The sequence below is a fragment of the Clostridium tyrobutyricum DSM 2637 = ATCC 25755 = JCM 11008 genome (assembly GCF_000359585.1).
In the GTDB taxonomy this organism is placed as follows: domain Bacteria; phylum Bacillota; class Clostridia; order Clostridiales; family Clostridiaceae; genus Clostridium_B; species Clostridium_B tyrobutyricum.
The window spans coordinates 1-17,851 of sequence record NZ_APMH01000005.1; the positions used below are offsets into that span (position 1 = coordinate 1).

The window sequence follows — 17,851 nt, forward strand, 5'->3', positions numbered from 1 at the left end:
TAAATTTTCAACAGTTTGTAGGTTTAACTGCAGATGGTTATGCAGGATCTCAAACATGGGCATCACTTTTAGTTAGTACAGGCGATCCAAACAGAAAAGGTACGGCATGCGACTGTTCTACAACTATAACAGCTGAAAAAGCAGCTACATTAAAAGCCAATGGATATGAAATAGTTGGAAGATATCTTACGGGAATATATGCAATGACACATGATGAATTAGAAACTATATTTGCCAATAACCTCAAAGTTGTTCCAATATTTGAAGTTGGAGGATATAATTTGATTTACTTTACTTCATCACAGGGAGTATCAGATGCAAATTCTGCAATAGCTGCGGCCAATAATCTAGGATTTCCTGATGGTACAATAATATATTTTACAGTTGATTTCGATGCTCTAGATATAAATGTGACGAATGCTATAATCCCTTATTTTAAGGCAATTAAGAATACATTTACTGAGTTAGGTTCAAAGTATAATATAGGTATATATGCACCTAGAAATGTTTGCAGCAGAATTGCTAATGCCGGATATTCATGCAGTAGTTTTGTATGTGATATGTCTTCAGGATTTAGTGGAAATTTAGGATATACTCTACCGCAAGACTGGGCATTTGATCAAATTCATACTATTTCACTTGGAAGTGGATCCGGATATATAGAAATTGATAATGATATTTCTTCCGGTAAAAATAATGGTTGGAAAATACGTGATATAACTCAAGAACTAAAAAATTTGATGATAAGATATCAGTATATATATGAATCAGATTGGTCTAGTGCTTCAACAATAGTAAAGTTAGCAGAATTTTATGAAATTGTTCGTAATAATGGACTTTTAGATCTAAAAAATCAAGGTTGGGATGATAAGTTTTATTATTTTGATAAAGAGGCAATTAGAGGAGATGCTCCTGGAAATATATTATATGGATACTTAGGAAAAGTATATGGATTTAGTGATGAATTGTTATGTAGAGCTGCAGGATATGCACAAGTTAAAGCGGGTACTAGCAATCCAAATTGGGGAACTTACACTGGTAATCCACCATATGGAGATGATCCAAAAGACCAAGAAAATATAAAGCTTGGAATATCTTATTATGAAAAGCTTAATAATTAGTATAAACTAATTGTATCATTATAGTATAAAAAGTCGAGATAATAGAAGTATTCTTAATATACTTCTATTATCTTGATTTACAATATATAATACTATTAATCATTATTTTTAAGGGCATTTTTCGTTTGGTGTATGGACACAGCAACTACACTAGATATTATTACAATTACATATTGGAATAAACCAACAAATAATTCTATAGATATTCCTAAAATACCAAATCCATAATCATTTGAATTATTATGCGAATAAAATAACAATATTTTAGATGAAAATAAATACCAGTAAATTACATAGGATATAGCAATTAAAATGACATTAATTAAATTTCTGTTTAAAAATAAAATATTTATTATTATGCAAAATAGTATAAATAAAATAAAGCTAAAAATCAATGCTATAGAATTAGTTAATAAATTTGTATGAGATAATAGTAAGTTTATATGAAATCTAGAAATAATGGCGAAAATTATGCTTAATAATTGACTTTTTAACAATATTTTTAATACTTTTAACGATATAGTCATAGTGGGCTCCTTTATATGCAATTACTTTTTCTAGAAATAAAACAGTTAAATATACTGAATAAACATAACATTACTTCTATTTTATACCATAAATTAAATTGTTTGCAAGTTCTATTATTTCTCAAAATAAAATCATAAATTAGCAGGATTTACAGTAATGGTGTTGAATAATATAATAGGTGTGTTATGGAGGTCTACTGACATGTTCGATAATAATGATAATAATATAGTAATTAAAGGAAACAGAGATGGAATAAACATAATTATAAATATGAATAAGTTTAGAGATTTTGATGATATGGTTGAAACTTTAAATAGGAGGCTTTCACCGGGAAAAACTTTTTATAAAGGATGCACCCTTAAAATAATTACTGATTTTAAATACATAACAGATAGGCAATATAGAAAGCTTAAAGATATTTTATTCGAAGAATTTTTGATAAAGGACTGTATATTTGAAGATAGAGAGGAAAAATCCAGCAAGATATTTTCAGGGATTTATGAAGGGCGGACTAAATTTGTACGAAGGACAGTTAGAAGTGGACAGGTTATAAATTATTCTGGTAATATAGTTGTAATTGGTGATGTGAATTCTGGATCTGAAATATATGCTGGAGGCAATATAATTGTGTTTGGTGCACTCAGGGGTTTTGCCCATGCTGGATTCAGCGGCAACTCCAAGGCAATAGTTGCTTCATTTTATCTTGAACCAGAAATGCTTCAAATTGCAAACATGGTAACTAGGTCACCAGAAGACAGTATAAAGCCAAGATATCCTGAAGTAGCACGAATTAGAGGTAATACAATAATTGTTGAGCCTTATTTACCTAACAAATTTATATAATGGAGGTTTTTTTATGGGAGAATCAATTGTAGTCACATCAGGTAAAGGAGGAGTTGGTAAAACTACTACTACAGCTAATATAGGAACGGGATTAGCTGCGCTGGATAAAAGTGTGGTTTTAGTTGATGGGGACACGGGACTTAGAAATTTAGATGTTCTCATGGGACTGGAAAACAGAATAGTGTTTACACTTATAGACGTAATAGAGGAAAAATGTAAATTAAAGCAGGCACTTATAAAGGATAAAAGATTCTCCAACTTATATCTTTTGCCTACAGCTCAGACGAGAGATAAAGAGGACGTAAACAGTGAAGATATGTTTAATCTAATATCTCAGTTAAAGAGAGAATTTGATTATGTTATAATTGACTGCCCTGCAGGAATTGAACAGGGATTTGAAAATGCAATTGTAGGAGCTGACAGGGCATTGGTTGTAGTCAATCCTGAAGTTACATCTGTAAGGGATTCAGATAGAGTAATAGGAAAATTGGATTCCAAAGGGCTTGAAAATCATCAACTTATAGTAAATAGAATAAATTATGAAATGACTAAAAATGGACAAATGCTTGATGTAAATGATATATTGGACAGCCTTGCCATAGAATTAATAGGTGTAGTACCTGATGACAGGGAAATAACAGTATCAACAAATAAAGGGGAACCTGTAGTTTTAGATAGTAAATCACTATCCGGACATGCATTTAGAAATATAGCAAAGAGGATAACTGGAGAGAATGTACCATTTATGGATTTTAGTGCAGGTCAGCAGGGATTCTTTTCATCTATTAAAAAAATATTTGGTATTAAATAGGAGGTAATTTGATGGACTTATTTAAGATCTTTTCAAAAAAACCTTCTAAAGAGGTGGCAAAGGAAAGATTAAGATTAATACTTATACATGATAGATCCAATATGTCCCCTGATTTATTGGAAAATATAAAAGAGGATATTCTAAAAGTATTGTCAAAATATATCGAAATTGATTGTGGGGATGTAGAAGTAAAGATGACGAGTGCCGAAGAAGATGTAGGAGAAGGATCTCCAGCATTGGTTGCAAGCATACCCATTAAAAAAGTAAAGCACAAAAATTAGCTATGTATAAATTTGTACATAGCTTTTTCATAACTATATGGTATAATCTAAATAGTTATAGTGGAGGTAGATAGAATGCTTGAAAAATTGGCTATTGACAGAAGGCTTTTAAGAGAACTTGACTTTACAATAATTATAACGGTGTTGATTATTGCTGTATTTGGAGTTTTGAATATATATAGTGCTACCCGTATGACATCAGGATTTAGTTATTTGAAAAGCCAGCTTATATGGATAATAGGTGGAATTATATTGACATATATTATATTGGTTGTTGACTATAAGATAATAGAAAATTATTCTAGTATAATATATTGGTTTGGAGTATTTTTGCTTGTCCTAAATTGTATCCCTGGTATTAAATCCACGGTTAATGGAGCTGCATCGTGGATAAAATTAGGACCTGTTTCCTTTCAACCATCCGAGATTGCCAAAATAGGAATTATTGTAATGTTGGCAAAGCAGCTGGACGATATGGATGGGAATATAAATAACTTTAGAAATTTTTTGAAATTGACAATTTATGCACTGATACCTATGGCCCTTATAGTAAAACAGCCTGATTTGGGAATGACCATGGTCTGCTTTTTTACTGTATTTGGCATATATTTTGTGTCAGGACTTAATTTGAAAAGTATAGGCATAGCTGTTGCAGCTGTTGCAGGAATAGTAACTATAGCATGGAAATCTTCACTTATAGAAAAATATCAGAAGATGAGAGTGCTGGCATTGTTTAATCCAGAGAAATATGCAAAAAGTTATTCACTTCAGCTTTTACAATCCCAAATAGGAATAGGATCTGGAGGAATACTTGGAAAGGGATTTTTAAAGGGAACTCAAATTTCAGGAGGATATGTTCCATTTGCATCTACTGATTTTATATTCTCTGTAGTAGGAGAGGAATGGGGATTTTTGGGAGCTGGAGTACTTATATTGTTCTATGCCATTGTACTATATAGAATTATAACTATATCACGAGAGTCCAAGGATATATTTGGGTCAGTAGTATGTGTCGGAATGGTATCTACAATGTTGTTTTCAATACTGCAGAATATAGGAATGACCATAGGGCTGCTTCCTATAACAGGAATTACACTGCCTTTTATGAGTTATGGAGGAAGTTCTCTTTTAAGTGCATTTATTGGCCTAGCTCTCGTATTAAACATAGGAATGAGAAGAAAAAAGATTAATTTTTAAATAAAGGGGGAAGATTAATGAGAATTGCTTTTATAGCACATGATAAAAAGAAAGATGATATAGTAGATTTTGTAAGAAGATACAAGGATGTTTTTAAAGAACATGAATTGTTTGGTACAGGAACTACTGGAAAGCTTATAAGTGAAATTACAGGTTTAGAAGTACATAGATTCCTTTCAGGACCTTTAGGAGGAGATCAGCAAATAGGAGGAAGAGTTGCCCAGGGTGATATAGATCTTGTATTTTTCATGAGGGATCCACTTACAGCACAACCTCATGAACCTGATATATCCGCACTGCTTAGAATATGTGATGTGCATAGTGTACCTCTGGCTACCAATCTTGCAGCTGCAGAAGTATTTGTAAAAGTCCTTAGAATGCATGTAAGCAATGAATAGTAATTATGTAATAAGAGAAATCAGTATAAGATTTATGCTGGTTTCTCTTATTTTTATGCTGATGTCTATCATAATTTACAGGTATCTCAAATATATATAGGTTATGTATAATGATATAGAAGGGTGATAAGTTTTGGGATATTACAATTCACAATACGAAGATTATTATAATCAGTTAAAGGGAAAAGCTAAATATATTCCACATTATAATAAAACTACTAACAATAGAAATAATAAATTTAATATAGGAAAGTTTATTACAAAGAGGATTATAAGAGATTTAACGGGGGTTTTGATTTTATCTGTTATTGTAGTGGGATGTAGGCTTATATCAACTCCTGAAACTAAAGCTGTATACAGTTATTCTAAAAAAGTTATAAATGAAACCTATGATTATAATAGTATAAAAGATCGGATAACAAATATTTCGTTTAAAGATTTAAAAAATACCACTAGAAATATAATCAATAGAGTGCAAATTAATTTGCCGAATTAAAATGTCTGTGAGATAGATTTTTTGATAAAAATAAGCAGATATTTTATTCCATATGTAGTATTTTTAATTATCATAGGCTATAGAGAACAAATTCTTTATACATTTATAGTAGTTTTTTGTCATGAGTTAATACACTATATATTTGCAAGACATTATAATATTTCTGGATTCGATATAGAATTTATAGCAGTTGGAACAGTTATAAAACTAAAGGATTTAGACGAGGCTACCCCAAAAGAAGATATTGCAATTTCATCCTGTGCACCTCTGGCAAATTTGGCTTTTTCACTAATATTTTATACTATTTATGCAAAGTCAGGTATGCATATATTTTATACATTTTGCTATATAAATTTGGCTATAGGAATATTTAATTTAATACCTGCTTTTCCTCTGGATGGAGGTAGAATATTTAGAAGTATTCTAAATCTTAAAACCAATTATAGAAAAGCCAATAAAATTATGATTAGGGTGAGCATTATTATAGGTGTTATATTAATGCTTATTTATGTAATAAGTTTTTTAAAGAAGGATAGCGTATTTAATGTAGGAATCATAGGGTTGTTCATAGTCATGTCCTCTCTTAAAGAAAATGAAAGGATAGCATATATAATTATGGGAGATATATTTAAGAAAAAATATAAATTTATAAAAAGAGGGTATATAGAGAATAGACATTTATCCATACACTACAAGCAGAATTTGTTAACGGCTATGGGTATGTTTGATAAAAATAAATACAATGTATTTATGGTATTAAACGATTCGATGAAGGTTATGGATATAGTATATGAAGAGGAAATAGTTGATGCACTTAAGATATATGGTAACATTACTTTAGAGGAATTTTTAAAGAATAATAGTGTTTAAAAAAGATTATTCTTATGTTAGAATATAGAAATGTACTTAAGAGGAGGATTTTTAATGAACAGAATTTCTGATGATATATTATTTAGAGTAGAGAAGCCTGCAAGATATATTGGTGGGGAACTGAACTCCTTTATAAAAGATAAAAATAATGTAGATGTAAGATTTGCATTTTGTTTTCCAGATGTGTATGAAGTAGGAATGTCTCATCTCGGAATGAAAATACTTTATTACATTTTAAATAAGAGAGAAGATACGTATTGTGAAAGAGTCTTTACACCTTGGCCTGACCTTGAAAATTTAATGCGGGAAAAGGAAATATTATTGTATGCTCTTGAAAGCAAAGATCCCATTAAGGACTTCGATTTTATAGGATTCACACTTCAATATGAAATGAGTTATACAAACATATTAAATATGCTTGATTTGGCAGGGGTGCCTATAAGAGCTTCTGAAAGAAGTGAGGATGATCCTTTAGTAATATGTGGAGGACCATGTGCATATAATCCTGAGCCGCTGTATGACATAGTAGATTTGTTCTCTATTGGCGAAGGAGAAGAACAGCTTCAGGAAATAATAGAAGTTTATAAAGAATACAAGGGAAATAAAAAGAAATTTTTAAGAGAGGCATCTCATATAGAGGGAGTATATGTTCCATCACTTTATACTGTGGATTACAATAATGATGGTACAATACAAAAATTTAGTCCTATATATGCAGATGTCCCTTCTAAAGTAAAAAAGACAATAATAAAGGATTTAAACAAAGTTGATTATCCTGATAAACTTATAGTACCATATACTGATATAGTTCATGACAGGGTAATGCTTGAAACGTTTAGAGGATGTACGAGAGGTTGTAGATTTTGTCAGGCAGGTATAATATATAGACCGGTTAGAGAAAAAACAACTGATAAACTCTTGGAGCAGGCAGATAGTATTATAGAAAATACAGGCTATTCAGAAGTTTCTCTCACATCATTGAGTATATGTGATTACTCTGATTTAAAAAATCTGGTTCACTCATTTATGCTGAAATATGAAAGTGATAAAATTGGGCTATCACTACCATCTCTTAGAGTAGACTCTTTTTCTGTAGGTCTTATAAATGAAATACAGAAAGTAAGAAAAACAGGGCTGACTTTTGCACCAGAAGCAGGAAGTCAGAGAATGCGTGATGTCATAAATAAGGGAGTTACTGAAAAGAATCTTATGGACTCAGTAAAAAATGCATTTGAATCAGGGTGGTCAACTATAAAATTATACTTTATGATAGGTCTTCCATATGAGACTTTAGATGATATAATTGGAATTTCCGATTTAGCAGAAAAAGTTGTAGATCAGTATTTCTCAGTACCAAAGGAAAAGAGAAAAAAAGGATTAAAAGTAACTGTAAGTACGTCCATATTTGTTCCAAAGCCATTTACGTCTTTTCAGTGGTCGCCACAAATAAAAATGGAAGATATTAGAGAGAAAATACAGGTACTTAGAAAATCCATTAAAAGAAAGCAGATAACCTATAACTGGCATGAAAGTCCTGTAAGTTATTTAGAGGCCGTATTTGCAAGGGGAGATAGAAGACTTTGTGATGTATTGGTGGAAGCTTTTAAAATGGGTGCCAAGTTGGATGGATGGTCAGAATATTTCAATTTTGATATATGGACTTCAGCATTTGAAAAATGTGAAGTCAATGGTGATTTCTATGCCTATAGACAGAGAGACTATGATGAAATTTTACCCTGGGATTTTATAGATGTAGGAGTAAATAAAGAATATTTAATAAGAGAAAATGAAAGAGCTAAATTATCTCAAGTAACTCCAGATTGCAGATTGGGATGCGAAAATTGTGGAGTAAATATCAATTTGGATGGGGAGTGTTTTAATGGTTCGGTATTTAATAAAATTCAGCAAGGATAGCAGTATAAAATTTATTGGCCATTTGGATCTTATGAGAACAATACAGAGAATGATGAGAAGATCAAAACTTCCAGTGGAGTATTCCAAGGGTTTTAATCCACACATAAATATGTCAATTGCTCAGCCGCTTTCAGTAGGTGTATATTCTTGTGGAGATTATATGGATGTTTGCTTTGAAAAGGAAGTTTGTGAAAATTATATAAAAGAAAAATTAAATGAAAGTGCACCTGCAGGAGTAAAGATATTTAAGGCAAATAAAATAAATGATATTCCAAATAAGAAAACATTTAAATCAATGGCTGAAGTTTATGCTGCAAAGTATATTATAAAAATAAAGTATTCAAATTCTTCAAATGTTTTATCAAATATGGAGGAATTATTAAAAGAAGATCAGTGGAATACATTAAAAAAGAGCAAGCGAGGAAAAGTAGAATCAAATATAAAAAAATTTATAAAGAGCATAAATTATAAATTAAAAGATAATGTACTTGTAATAGATACAATAATAAGTTGTGGAAGCAGGGAAAACCTGTCTGCAGAACTTTTGGGACAATATATTCAAGAGAGAACAGAAGGATCTGATAAAGATGCTTTTATAGATATAATGCGAGAAGAAATGTATGGAAAGCTTGATAATAAATTAATTACACTTGATAAACTAGTGAACGTCAACTGAATAGAAGGTGTGAAATTTTGAAAAAGATATTTATAGATAGAAATGAGAAATTTTTGAGAATTGCATTTAGAGAACAGGATATACTTAAAGAATTATTTTTTCAACAAAATGGTCAGCCCTATCCAGGTGAAGTATATAAAGGTATAGTAAAAAATATAGTTCCTGCTATAAAATCTGTTTTTATAGATATAGGTGAAAATAAAAATGTATATATGTATCTTGATAATAGATTGAAAAATTCAAAGTTGAAAAAAGGACAGGAAATTCTTGTTCAGGTTATAAAAGAGGATCTTGGTAAAAAAGGTGCAAGGGTATCAAATTGTATAAATATACCCGGGAAATACTGTGTTTTAAATAATACTGGCAAAGGTATTGAGTTTTCAAAAAAAATAATTGATAATGAATTCAAAAAAAATATTATACATAACTTACATATACCCGATGGTATGGGGATAATGATTAGGACATTAGGACATGAGGCTTCTTCAAGCACCATAAAAATGGAATTTGATAGTCTCTATGAAATCTATAAAAAAATAATTATAAAGAATGAATACTCTTTAAAATCAGGCCTGATTTTTGCAGGAGATGGGATAATCGGAAAAATATTGAGAGACAAATTGCAGGATGATAATTTTATGATATATGTTCACAATGAAGATGACTATGAAAAAATAAAGGGACATTTAGAACAATATAACTATAATATAAACAATATTGAATTTTATTCAGGCAATAGAAATATATTTGATTACTATAATATAGAAAATGAAATACTATCCCTTAGAAATAAAAGAGTTTATTTAAAATGCGGTGGATATATAGTTATAGATAAGACTGAAGCAATGTATGTCATAGATGTAAATTCAGGAAAGAATGTAAAAGGAAGTTCTATGGAGCATACTGTGTTTACTACAAATCTACAGGCTGCACAAGAGATTGTAAGGCAGATAAGATTAAGAAATCTAAGTGGAATCATTTTAATAGATTTTATAGATATGGATAAGCAAGAAAACAAATCACAAATTTTGGAATTGCTGAGAAAGGGATTTTTTGATGACAAAAATAAAACTTTGGTATATCAATTTACAGAGCTAAATCTAGTGCAAATTGCAAGGAAAAGATTTGGCAGATCCATATATGACAGTATAGAGGAAAAGTGTAAATGCTGTAGGGGAAGTGGAAACAGAATCAAGTTTTCCTATATAAGTATGCTAATAAAAAATGAGATAGAAAGAATAAATGAGGAAGGCATTATACAGAATATTCATATTGAAATTGGAAATACTTATAAAAGAGATATTGAAAAAAACACTCAATATTTTTTAAATAGTATAGGATCAAAACACAAAAATATATATTTGACATATTCACATACTGAATATTTTAAAGTGGAGCCTCTTGTATTTTCAAATCAAATTGATGAATTTAAAGAATTTAAATTAAATAAATAGATGGAGTTCTCTAAGCTTTACAAAGAAAGTTATGTATGCTACAATACCATGTGTAGACCGCTCGAATTAGGTTTGATAAATTGTATATTTAAATATACATACCTTTTAGGCGAGACTGGATTGAGGAGGTGTTTTAATGTACGCAGTTTTAGTTACTGGAGGAAAACAATATAAGGTTTCAGAAGGAGACGTTATATATGTTGAAAAGATCAATGCTGATGTGGATTCAACAGTTGAAATTGACAATGTACTTGCAGTAAGCAAGGAAGATGGCAAATTAGTTGTTGGAAAGTCTGAATTAGAAAGTGCTAAAGTAAGTGCCAAGGTTTTAGCTCAAGGAAAGAATAAAAAGATAGTTGTATTCAAGTACAAGAGAAAGAAAGACTATAGAAAGAAACAGGGACATAGACAGCCATATACTAAATTACAGATAGAAAAAATTGATGCCTAGACTATGATTAAGGTAGAATTTGAAAAAAGGTCCTTTAAATTGATATCAGTTAAATTAAAGGGTCATGCAGATTCAGTAGATGATGGATATGATCTTGTATGTTGTGCCGTTTCTGTCTTATCACAGAGTATATTGATTGGATTGACAGAAGTACTTAAATTTAATGTGAAATATTCTATAGATGATGGATTCTTAAGTTTTTCATTAAAGGGTATGTCAGCATTACATATTGAAAAGTGTCAGGTACTTATGGAAACTATGTTGCTTGGCTTAAAAAAAATAGAATTTAATTATGATAAATATATAAGTATAAGTGTAAAGGAGGTGTAGTTGTATGTTCACAATGGATCTTCAATTATTTGCCCATAAAAAAGGAATGGGTAGTACAAAAAATGGTAGAGATAGTGAATCCAAGAGGCTTGGAGCTAAATCTGCAGATGGTGAATTTGTTTTAGCTGGAAACATATTAGTTAGGCAGAGAGGAACAAAAATCCATCCAGGAAATAATGTTGGTAGAGGTTCTGATGATACTCTTTTTGCTAAAGTAGACGGAATAGTTAAATTTGAAAGAGTAGGAAGAGATAGAAAAAGAGCTAGTGTGTATCCTTTAGCTGAGGAAGAATTAGTAGTTGAATAATACTGCATAGGACACCCTTATAGGGTGTCTTTTTTAAAATAATAACATATTTGAATAGAAGGAAGTGATAAAATGTTTGTAGATACTGCTAGAATATTTGTGAAATCGGGAGATGGAGGAGATGGAGCCATATCCTTTAGAAGAGAAAAATATGTTCCTCTAGGTGGCCCGGATGGAGGAGATGGAGGAGACGGAGGAGACGTAATATTAGTAGCTGATGATAATAGTACCACTCTTCTTGATTTTACTTACAAGAGAAAATACAAAGCTGAGAGAGGTACAAATGGTGCCGGATCAAAATGTTTTGGTAAAAAGGGAAAGGATCTTTATATAAAAGTTCCAATGGGTACTGTAATCAGAGATGTAAATACCAATAAAATAATGATGGATTTATCTCACCCTGGTGATAAATATACAGTAGCAAAAGGAGGAAAAGGTGGAAAGGGAAATGTAAGATTTACTACCCCTACAAGGCAGGCACCTGAATTCGCTGAACCTGGAATGCCAGGCGAAGAACGATATATTTCCCTTGAACTTAAAGTGTTGGCTGATGTGGGACTTATTGGATTCCCTAACGTAGGTAAATCAACATTGCTTTCAGTAGTTACAAAGGCAACACCTAAAATTGCAAACTATCATTTTACAACATTAAACCCTAATTTAGGAGTAGTTGATGTTCCTGGAATAAATAGTTTTGTAATAGCTGATATACCAGGTATAATAGAAGGAGCTTCAACAGGAACTGGACTTGGACTTAAATTTTTAAGGCATATTGAAAGAACAAGAATTTTAATACACGTTGTAGACATATCTCAAATAGAAGGCAGAGATGCCTTTTCAGATTTTATTAAAATTAATGAGGAATTAAAAAAATATGATGTGAAGTTATGGGATAGACCTCAGATAATTGCTGCCAATAAAGCTGATATGCTTTACGATGAAACTGTGTTTGAAGAATTTAAAAACAAGTTGGCAGAATTGGGATATGACAAGGTATTTAAAATATCTGCAGCTACGAAACAGGGATTGAATGAATTGATGAAGGAAGCTGCTGGAATGCTTAGCAATATACCTGTTAAAGATATGGAAATAGATGAAGCGGATAGATTTGTACCTGAAGAAAAGAGATTTACCTATACTGTAAAAAAAGAAGAAAATACTTATATAGTTGAAGGTAGTTTTGTAGATAGACTTCTTGCCAGTGTTAATGTAAATGACTATAATGAGTTGAGATATTTTTACAAAGTATTAAAAAACAAGGGAGTTATGGAAGAACTTACGAATATGGGAATAAAAGATGGAGATATTATAAGATTAAATGATTTTGAATTTGAATATCTTCTATAATAATGTGGAGAGAGAAATATATGATTAAAAAGGCTATTTTTGGTGGAACATTTGATCCTATACATAATGGGCACATACATATAGCTTATGAGGCATTGTATGCTCTTAAATTGGATGAAGTAATATTTGTACCATCAGGTACACCGCCTCATAAATTAGGCAATAAAATAACTGATTCTTATATTAGATTTGATATGGTTAGGAAGGCTATACAAGAGGAAAGAAAATTTTTAGTAAGCGATTATGAAATAAAAAAGAAAAATTTAAGTTACACATACGATACTTTAAAACATTTCAATGAGGTAGAAAACAATACTGAATGGTATTTTTTAACAGGCATGGATTGCCTAATGCAGGTGGAAGAATGGAATAATCCAAGGGGAATATTTGAATTGAGCAATTTTATAGTATTTAATAGGCCTGGATTCAATATGGAAAATATAAGACAACAAAAGAAGAAGATTGAAAACAAATATGCAGCAAAAATTATATTTTTGGATGCGCCTCTTTTGGATATATCCTCAACTAATATAAGAGAGAATATTAAAATGGGAAGAAATATAAGTTACCTTTTACCGGGAAATGTTTATGATATAATAAAAAAATATGAGCTTTACAAATAGAATATTTTATGTTGGAGTGATGATAAAAATGTGGGATGAGGAACAGATAGAACAATATTTGAAGGCTAATCTTAAACCAAAGAGATATCAACATAGCCTGGGTGTTAGGGATACAGCCGGCAAACTGGCTAATAGATATGGAGCAGATGAAAAAAAAGCTAGATTAGCAGGCCTTATTCACGATTGTGCAAAGTGTATGTCAGATAGTGACTTAATATCCATTGCAAATGAAAATGGAATTAATATAGATGAAGTTTTAGAAGAAACTCCTAATCTTCTTCATGGAGTAGTAGCTTGTGTGATTGCAAAAGATAAGATGGGAATAAATGATACAGATATATTAAGTGCTGTAGCCTATCATACTACAGGAAGACCAAATATGACTATTCTTGAAAAGATAATTTATTTGGCAGATTATATTGAACCTATGCGTGACTTTCCTGGAGTTGATGATATAAGGCAGGAGGCAGAGAAAAGCCTGGATAAGGCATTGCTCCATTCCTTCAATAGTACAATAAGGCATGTACTAAATAAAGGCCAGCTTTTGCACTTAAATACTATAAAAGGTAGAAATTATTTAATTTCTCAATATAAATAAATGGAGGGTTTTTTATGACAAAAGAAATAGTAAATACTAAAAAAGCACCAGCTGCAGTAGGACCATATTCACAGGCTGTTAAGGCTTGTAATCTTTTATTTGTTTCAGGGCAAATACCATTGGATCCAAAAACAGGTGAACTTGTTTCAGGAGATGTTCAAAAAGCTGCTGAAAGATCCTTAGAAAATGTAGGAGCAATTTTAGAAGAAGCAGGTACTTCATTTGATAATGTTGTTAAAACTACAGTATTTGTAAAAGATATAGGCGATTTTGCAAAAGTAAATGAAGTTTATGCAAGATATTTTAAAAAAGATATGCCTGCAAGATCTTGTGTAGAAGTAAAACTTCCAAAAGATGCTCTTGTAGAGATAGAAGTAATAGCATTATTACAATAATTTTATAGTTGATTTCATATGTGTTAGTTTGAAGTATATACTCCAGACTAACACAATATAGGAGAATAAAATGGAACATAAAAATAAATTGCTGTTTAATATAAAGGAAGATGAACAAGGTTTAAAATTAAGAGAGTATCTTAGAAGAAATCAAAGACTATCTGGAAGACTTATAAAAAGTGCTGCTTTAGATGGAAGGATAGAAGTTAACAATAAAAGAGCAAAACTTAATTATGTAATAAAATCCAAAGACCTGGTATCTGTGGATATATGTAAGAAGGAAACTCAAAATATTGATCCAGAAAAGATGGATCTGGATGTTGCATATGAAGATGATGATATAATAGTAGTAAACAAGAGGCCTGGAATGGTTGTACATCCTACAAAATGTTATCAAAGTGGAACTCTTGCCAATGGATTGATATATCACTTTAGACAAAATGGTGAGCAGTGTATAGTTAGGCTGGTCAGTAGACTTGATATGGATACTTCAGGTCTTGTAATAGTTGGAAAAAATCAATTTTCACATATGGCTCTTGCGAGAGATATGAAGGGAGAAGATTTTGAGAAAAGCTATATTGCAGTAGTTCATAATACAATGATAGATACAAAGGGAGTTATAGATCTTCCTATATATAAACCTGAGAGAATGGGAATAAAGAGAATAATAGATGAGCGAGGGCAGAAGAGTATAACTCATTACAGTGTACTTAAAAGTTTAAGGTTGGGGGATGTTGTCAAATTGACTTTAGAGACAGGTAGGACTCATCAAATCCGAGTACATTTAAGCAATATAGGATATCCAATCTATGGAGATACATTATATTGTGAAGAAGATGATTCCAAGTATATAACCAGACAGGCACTGCATGCATATAGACTTAGATTTCCTCATCCTAGAACAGGCAATATATTGGAGATTGAAACTGAATTACCTAAGGACATGCAAGAATTAATAGAAGAGATAAGCTAAAAACTTTGATGTCATTATAGGTTTTTAGCTTATCTTTTAATCATGCTCTTTTCTTTATTAAGAATATAATTCCACCTATAAATATAATAGCCATTCCTAAGATAGAATATGTTATATTTATATTTAATGTCTTATCTAATTTTTCGCTTAATAAATTTTTGGATTCATGAGTTATTCCGCTTGCAAGCTTAATAGTTCCAATATTTTTTCCATTTAGTAAGACATTGGCATTTTCTATAAAATCACCTTTATTAAAGGATTTTAGATTTAAGTTGGTATTTTTTAAAACAACTTTAGGATTCGATGTAGAATCTATTGGTTTTGTATAGTAAAAATCAGATTCAGCTTTTAATGGTACAAATAATTTTTCATCTTTATATGTAGTTACTAGATCTCCTTTGGAATATAATTTTTCAAGTTTGAAATTATTGAATCCGTAGTTAAATAAAGCTATTGAATCAGGAAAGAATGTTTTATTCTTGTCATGTACTAAAGATACAATCAATTTATGATCTCCTCTTACAGCTGATGCTACATAAGAATGAAGGGATTGAATAGTATAACCTGTTTTCCCACCAATTGCCCCTTCATAATAATAACGAGATGTTTTTTGAACCAATCTATTTTCATTCCATACAGTTCTTGAAGCTTTTGATTTATTAGTTGGTTTAATTGTATATGAAAGTGTAGTAGCTATTTTTGAATATTCAGGATTTGCAGATAATTTTTCCATTATAAGAGCAAGATCTTTTGCAGATGTCTTATGATCTTTGTTAAATAAACCACTTGGATTTACAAAATGAGTATGATTGGCACCTAATTCTAAAGCACGATCATTCATCATATCTACAAATTTGCCCATTGATCCATTACCTACATATTCTGCTAGAGCTTCTGCACAATCATTATCAGAAGCAAGTAGTAATCCATATAATAAGTCTCTTACTGTTAACTTTTCACCTTCAATTAAGCCAACTCTAGTTCCATCAACATTAGGTGGATTTTTACCGACGGTTACTTCACTGTTTAAGTTTGTGTTTTCAAATACTAAAAGTGCAGTCATTATTTTAGTAGTAGAAGCTGGCGGATATGCGGAATCAGGATTTTTTGAATAGAGAACTTCACCAGTTGTAGCATCTAATACAACGGCACTGTCCGCTGAAACTGAAGGAGGTTTTTGTAGGGCATAAACTTTATATTGGTTGCCATAACTAACAAGCAATAATAGTAATATTGTTAATGTAATTATTTTTTTCATGTTTCCTCCTAAAATAGTCAAATAAACCTAAAATTTAGATTTATATTGATCATTTATTAAGTTTTGTTTATAACATTATACCAAAAAAACATAATGTATGCTAAATAATTTTAAATAATTGTCAATAATATAAATAATTAGTGCAATTATACATTGTAAATCAGAGTAATAAATAATGCAAATTTATATAAATGGAGGTATATTATGAGTATAATTCATAAAATTAATAGATTTATTGCTAAATGCAATGAAAGTAATTATAAAAAGAAAATAGTTGGATCATGTATAATTTTAATAGTATTTATTATTTTTCTAATCGTAGGATATACTAACTCAAAACCTGCCAATGTGTCAAGTAATGAAGATATATTTAGACAGGAAGGGGTAAAAAACCAAAAAACTCAGGATAATAAAAGTTATGGTACTATAACGGTATACATAAATGGTCAGGTTAAAAATCCTGGGGTGTATGAACTTAAGAATGACAGCAGAGTGGAAGATTTAGTTAAAATATCAGGTGGTTTTAAAGATACTGCTGATACATACAGTTTAAATTTGGCAAAGAAGCTAAAGGATGAGGATTATATACATGTAGATGAAATAAAAAAAGATGGCGATGGTAAAAACAATTCTAATAAAGATGAAAAACCTGGGTTAAATGATAATGGAACAGTAAATATAAATAAAGCATCGAAGGAAGAATTAAAGAGTATACCTGGAGTAGGGGATGTAACAGCGGAAAATATAATAGAATATAGAGAACAAAATGGAGACTTTTCTTATATAGAAGATATAAAAAATGTAAATAGAATAGGGGATAAAACATTTGAAAAGTTGAAAGATAAAATAGATGTAAGATGAGAAAAGAATTAGCAAAATATTTATAAAGTATTATAATTAATTTATAAAGTTGAAATAATTGAATACGATACTTAATAAGTAATATATTATTGTGTCCTTTTTTATATGGGAGGTAAATT

At 30.5% G+C, this 17,851-nt stretch carries 21 protein-coding genes; 20 read left to right on the top strand and 1 reads right to left on the bottom strand.

Annotated elements, in window-relative coordinates; translation table 11 throughout:
- From J418_RS16760 to J418_RS0103915, 19 genes are all read left to right on the top strand, one after another.
- A partial coding sequence (locus tag J418_RS16760; protein ID WP_152418611.1) for a glycoside hydrolase domain-containing protein occupies positions 1-1,121 on the top strand: 1,121 nt, incomplete at its 5' end.
- Positions 1,122-1,850: 729 nt separating this feature from the next.
- On the top strand, positions 1,851-2,492 hold the full coding sequence (gene minC, locus J418_RS0103830; protein ID WP_017751245.1) for a septum site-determining protein MinC: 642 nt from the start codon (positions 1,851-1,853) through the stop codon (positions 2,490-2,492).
- A 13-nt stretch (positions 2,493-2,505) separates the two neighbouring features.
- On the top strand, positions 2,506-3,303 hold the full coding sequence (gene minD / locus J418_RS0103835) for a septum site-determining protein MinD (protein WP_017751246.1): 798 nt from the start codon (positions 2,506-2,508) through the stop codon (positions 3,301-3,303).
- Positions 3,304-3,314: 11 nt separating this feature from the next.
- Positions 3,315-3,584, top strand: a complete 270-nt coding sequence (gene minE, locus J418_RS0103840) for a cell division topological specificity factor MinE (protein ID WP_017751247.1) — start codon at positions 3,315-3,317, stop codon at positions 3,582-3,584.
- Positions 3,585-3,659: 75 nt separating this feature from the next.
- Complete coding sequence (gene rodA / locus J418_RS0103845) at positions 3,660-4,781, top strand: rod shape-determining protein RodA (RefSeq protein WP_017894829.1); 1,122 nt, start codon at positions 3,660-3,662, stop codon at positions 4,779-4,781.
- 17 nt (positions 4,782-4,798) lie between these two features.
- A complete protein-coding gene (gene mgsA, locus J418_RS0103850) occupies positions 4,799-5,179 on the top strand; it encodes a methylglyoxal synthase (protein WP_017751249.1) in 381 nt (126 codons plus the stop codon).
- A gap of 133 nt (positions 5,180-5,312) precedes the next feature.
- Positions 5,313-5,675 (top strand): hypothetical protein, encoded by a 363-nt coding sequence (locus tag J418_RS0103855; RefSeq protein WP_017894830.1) that lies wholly within the window; start codon positions 5,313-5,315, stop codon positions 5,673-5,675.
- 21 nt (positions 5,676-5,696) lie between these two features.
- The gene (locus tag J418_RS0103860) at positions 5,697-6,545 is read left to right on the top strand and encodes a M50 family metallopeptidase (protein WP_017751251.1); all 849 of its coding nucleotides are present in this window, start codon (positions 5,697-5,699) and stop codon (positions 6,543-6,545) included.
- 54 nt (positions 6,546-6,599) lie between these two features.
- The gene (locus J418_RS0103865; protein ID WP_017751252.1) at positions 6,600-8,459 is read left to right on the top strand and encodes a TIGR03960 family B12-binding radical SAM protein; all 1,860 of its coding nucleotides are present in this window, start codon (positions 6,600-6,602) and stop codon (positions 8,457-8,459) included.
- On the top strand, positions 8,425-9,135 hold the full coding sequence (locus tag J418_RS0103870) for a TIGR03936 family radical SAM-associated protein (RefSeq protein ID WP_017894831.1): 711 nt from the start codon (positions 8,425-8,427) through the stop codon (positions 9,133-9,135). Before J418_RS0103865 ends, J418_RS0103870 begins: the two co-directional genes overlap by 35 nt.
- Before the next feature lie 17 nt (positions 9,136-9,152).
- Entirely contained in the window at positions 9,153-10,589 is a 1,437-nt protein-coding gene (locus tag J418_RS0103875) for an Rne/Rng family ribonuclease (protein WP_017751254.1), read from the top strand.
- Between the two features lie 136 nt (positions 10,590-10,725).
- Positions 10,726-11,040 (top strand): 50S ribosomal protein L21, encoded by a 315-nt coding sequence (gene rplU / locus J418_RS0103880; protein WP_017751255.1) that lies wholly within the window; start codon positions 10,726-10,728, stop codon positions 11,038-11,040.
- Between the two features lie 3 nt (positions 11,041-11,043).
- Positions 11,044-11,370 (top strand): ribosomal-processing cysteine protease Prp, encoded by a 327-nt coding sequence (locus tag J418_RS0103885; protein WP_017894832.1) that lies wholly within the window; start codon positions 11,044-11,046, stop codon positions 11,368-11,370.
- Positions 11,371-11,374: 4 nt separating this feature from the next.
- The gene (gene rpmA, locus J418_RS0103890) at positions 11,375-11,677 is read left to right on the top strand and encodes a 50S ribosomal protein L27 (RefSeq protein WP_017751257.1); all 303 of its coding nucleotides are present in this window, start codon (positions 11,375-11,377) and stop codon (positions 11,675-11,677) included.
- Between the two features lie 72 nt (positions 11,678-11,749).
- Positions 11,750-13,024, top strand: a complete 1,275-nt coding sequence (obgE, locus tag J418_RS0103895) for a GTPase ObgE (protein ID WP_017894833.1) — start codon at positions 11,750-11,752, stop codon at positions 13,022-13,024.
- A gap of 20 nt (positions 13,025-13,044) precedes the next feature.
- Entirely contained in the window at positions 13,045-13,647 is a 603-nt protein-coding gene (gene nadD, locus J418_RS0103900; RefSeq protein WP_017751259.1) for a nicotinate-nucleotide adenylyltransferase, read from the top strand.
- A 28-nt stretch (positions 13,648-13,675) separates the two neighbouring features.
- Positions 13,676-14,245 carry a bis(5'-nucleosyl)-tetraphosphatase (symmetrical) YqeK gene (gene yqeK / locus J418_RS0103905; protein WP_017751260.1) on the top strand — a complete coding sequence of 190 codons (570 nt, stop codon included), beginning with the start codon at positions 13,676-13,678 and terminating at the stop codon, positions 14,243-14,245.
- A gap of 14 nt (positions 14,246-14,259) precedes the next feature.
- On the top strand, positions 14,260-14,640 hold the full coding sequence (locus tag J418_RS0103910; protein WP_017751261.1) for a RidA family protein: 381 nt from the start codon (positions 14,260-14,262) through the stop codon (positions 14,638-14,640).
- A 70-nt stretch (positions 14,641-14,710) separates the two neighbouring features.
- Positions 14,711-15,613 carry an RluA family pseudouridine synthase gene (locus J418_RS0103915; protein ID WP_017894834.1) on the top strand — a complete coding sequence of 301 codons (903 nt, stop codon included), beginning with the start codon at positions 14,711-14,713 and terminating at the stop codon, positions 15,611-15,613.
- A gap of 40 nt (positions 15,614-15,653) precedes the next feature.
- Here J418_RS0103915 and J418_RS0103920 read toward each other — a convergent pair whose 3' ends face one another.
- The gene (locus J418_RS0103920; protein WP_017751263.1) at positions 15,654-16,871 is read right to left on the bottom strand and encodes a D-alanyl-D-alanine carboxypeptidase family protein; all 1,218 of its coding nucleotides are present in this window, start codon (positions 16,869-16,871) and stop codon (positions 15,654-15,656) included.
- Positions 16,872-17,075: 204 nt separating this feature from the next.
- Between J418_RS0103920 and J418_RS0103925 the strand changes: the two genes are divergently transcribed.
- Positions 17,076-17,732 carry a helix-hairpin-helix domain-containing protein gene (locus J418_RS0103925; RefSeq protein ID WP_017894835.1) on the top strand — a complete coding sequence of 219 codons (657 nt, stop codon included), beginning with the start codon at positions 17,076-17,078 and terminating at the stop codon, positions 17,730-17,732.
- Positions 17,733-17,851: the final 119 nt, after the last annotated feature.

What these genes read in the sequence shown, in the direction of transcription:
- rodA (WP_017894829.1), top strand. Translation starts at nt 3,660, where the DNA reads ATGCTTGAAAAATTGGCTATTGACAGAAGGCTTTTAAGAGAACTTGAC.
- J418_RS0103870 (WP_017894831.1), top strand. Translation starts at nt 8,425, where the DNA reads ATGGTTCGGTATTTAATAAAATTCAGCAAGGATAGCAGTATAAAATTT.
- rplU (WP_017751255.1), top strand. Translation starts at nt 10,726, where the DNA reads ATGTACGCAGTTTTAGTTACTGGAGGAAAACAATATAAGGTTTCAGAA.
- nadD (WP_017751259.1), top strand. Translation starts at nt 13,045, where the DNA reads ATGATTAAAAAGGCTATTTTTGGTGGAACATTTGATCCTATACATAAT.
- mgsA (WP_017751249.1), top strand. Translation starts at nt 4,799, where the DNA reads ATGAGAATTGCTTTTATAGCACATGATAAAAAGAAAGATGATATAGTA.
- minE (WP_017751247.1), top strand. Translation starts at nt 3,315, where the DNA reads ATGGACTTATTTAAGATCTTTTCAAAAAAACCTTCTAAAGAGGTGGCA.
- yqeK (WP_017751260.1), top strand. Translation starts at nt 13,676, where the DNA reads ATGTGGGATGAGGAACAGATAGAACAATATTTGAAGGCTAATCTTAAA.
- minD (WP_017751246.1), top strand. Translation starts at nt 2,506, where the DNA reads ATGGGAGAATCAATTGTAGTCACATCAGGTAAAGGAGGAGTTGGTAAA.
- J418_RS0103865 (WP_017751252.1), top strand. Translation starts at nt 6,600, where the DNA reads ATGAACAGAATTTCTGATGATATATTATTTAGAGTAGAGAAGCCTGCA.
- obgE (WP_017894833.1), top strand. Translation starts at nt 11,750, where the DNA reads ATGTTTGTAGATACTGCTAGAATATTTGTGAAATCGGGAGATGGAGGA.
- minC (WP_017751245.1), top strand. Translation starts at nt 1,851, where the DNA reads ATGTTCGATAATAATGATAATAATATAGTAATTAAAGGAAACAGAGAT.
- rpmA (WP_017751257.1), top strand. Translation starts at nt 11,375, where the DNA reads ATGTTCACAATGGATCTTCAATTATTTGCCCATAAAAAAGGAATGGGT.
- J418_RS0103885 (WP_017894832.1), top strand. Translation starts at nt 11,044, where the DNA reads ATGATTAAGGTAGAATTTGAAAAAAGGTCCTTTAAATTGATATCAGTT.
- J418_RS0103910 (WP_017751261.1), top strand. Translation starts at nt 14,260, where the DNA reads ATGACAAAAGAAATAGTAAATACTAAAAAAGCACCAGCTGCAGTAGGA.
- J418_RS0103915 (WP_017894834.1), top strand. Translation starts at nt 14,711, where the DNA reads ATGGAACATAAAAATAAATTGCTGTTTAATATAAAGGAAGATGAACAA.
- J418_RS0103920 (WP_017751263.1), bottom strand. Translation starts at nt 16,871, where the DNA reads ATGAAAAAAATAATTACATTAACAATATTACTATTATTGCTTGTTAGT.
- J418_RS0103925 (WP_017894835.1), top strand. Translation starts at nt 17,076, where the DNA reads ATGAGTATAATTCATAAAATTAATAGATTTATTGCTAAATGCAATGAA.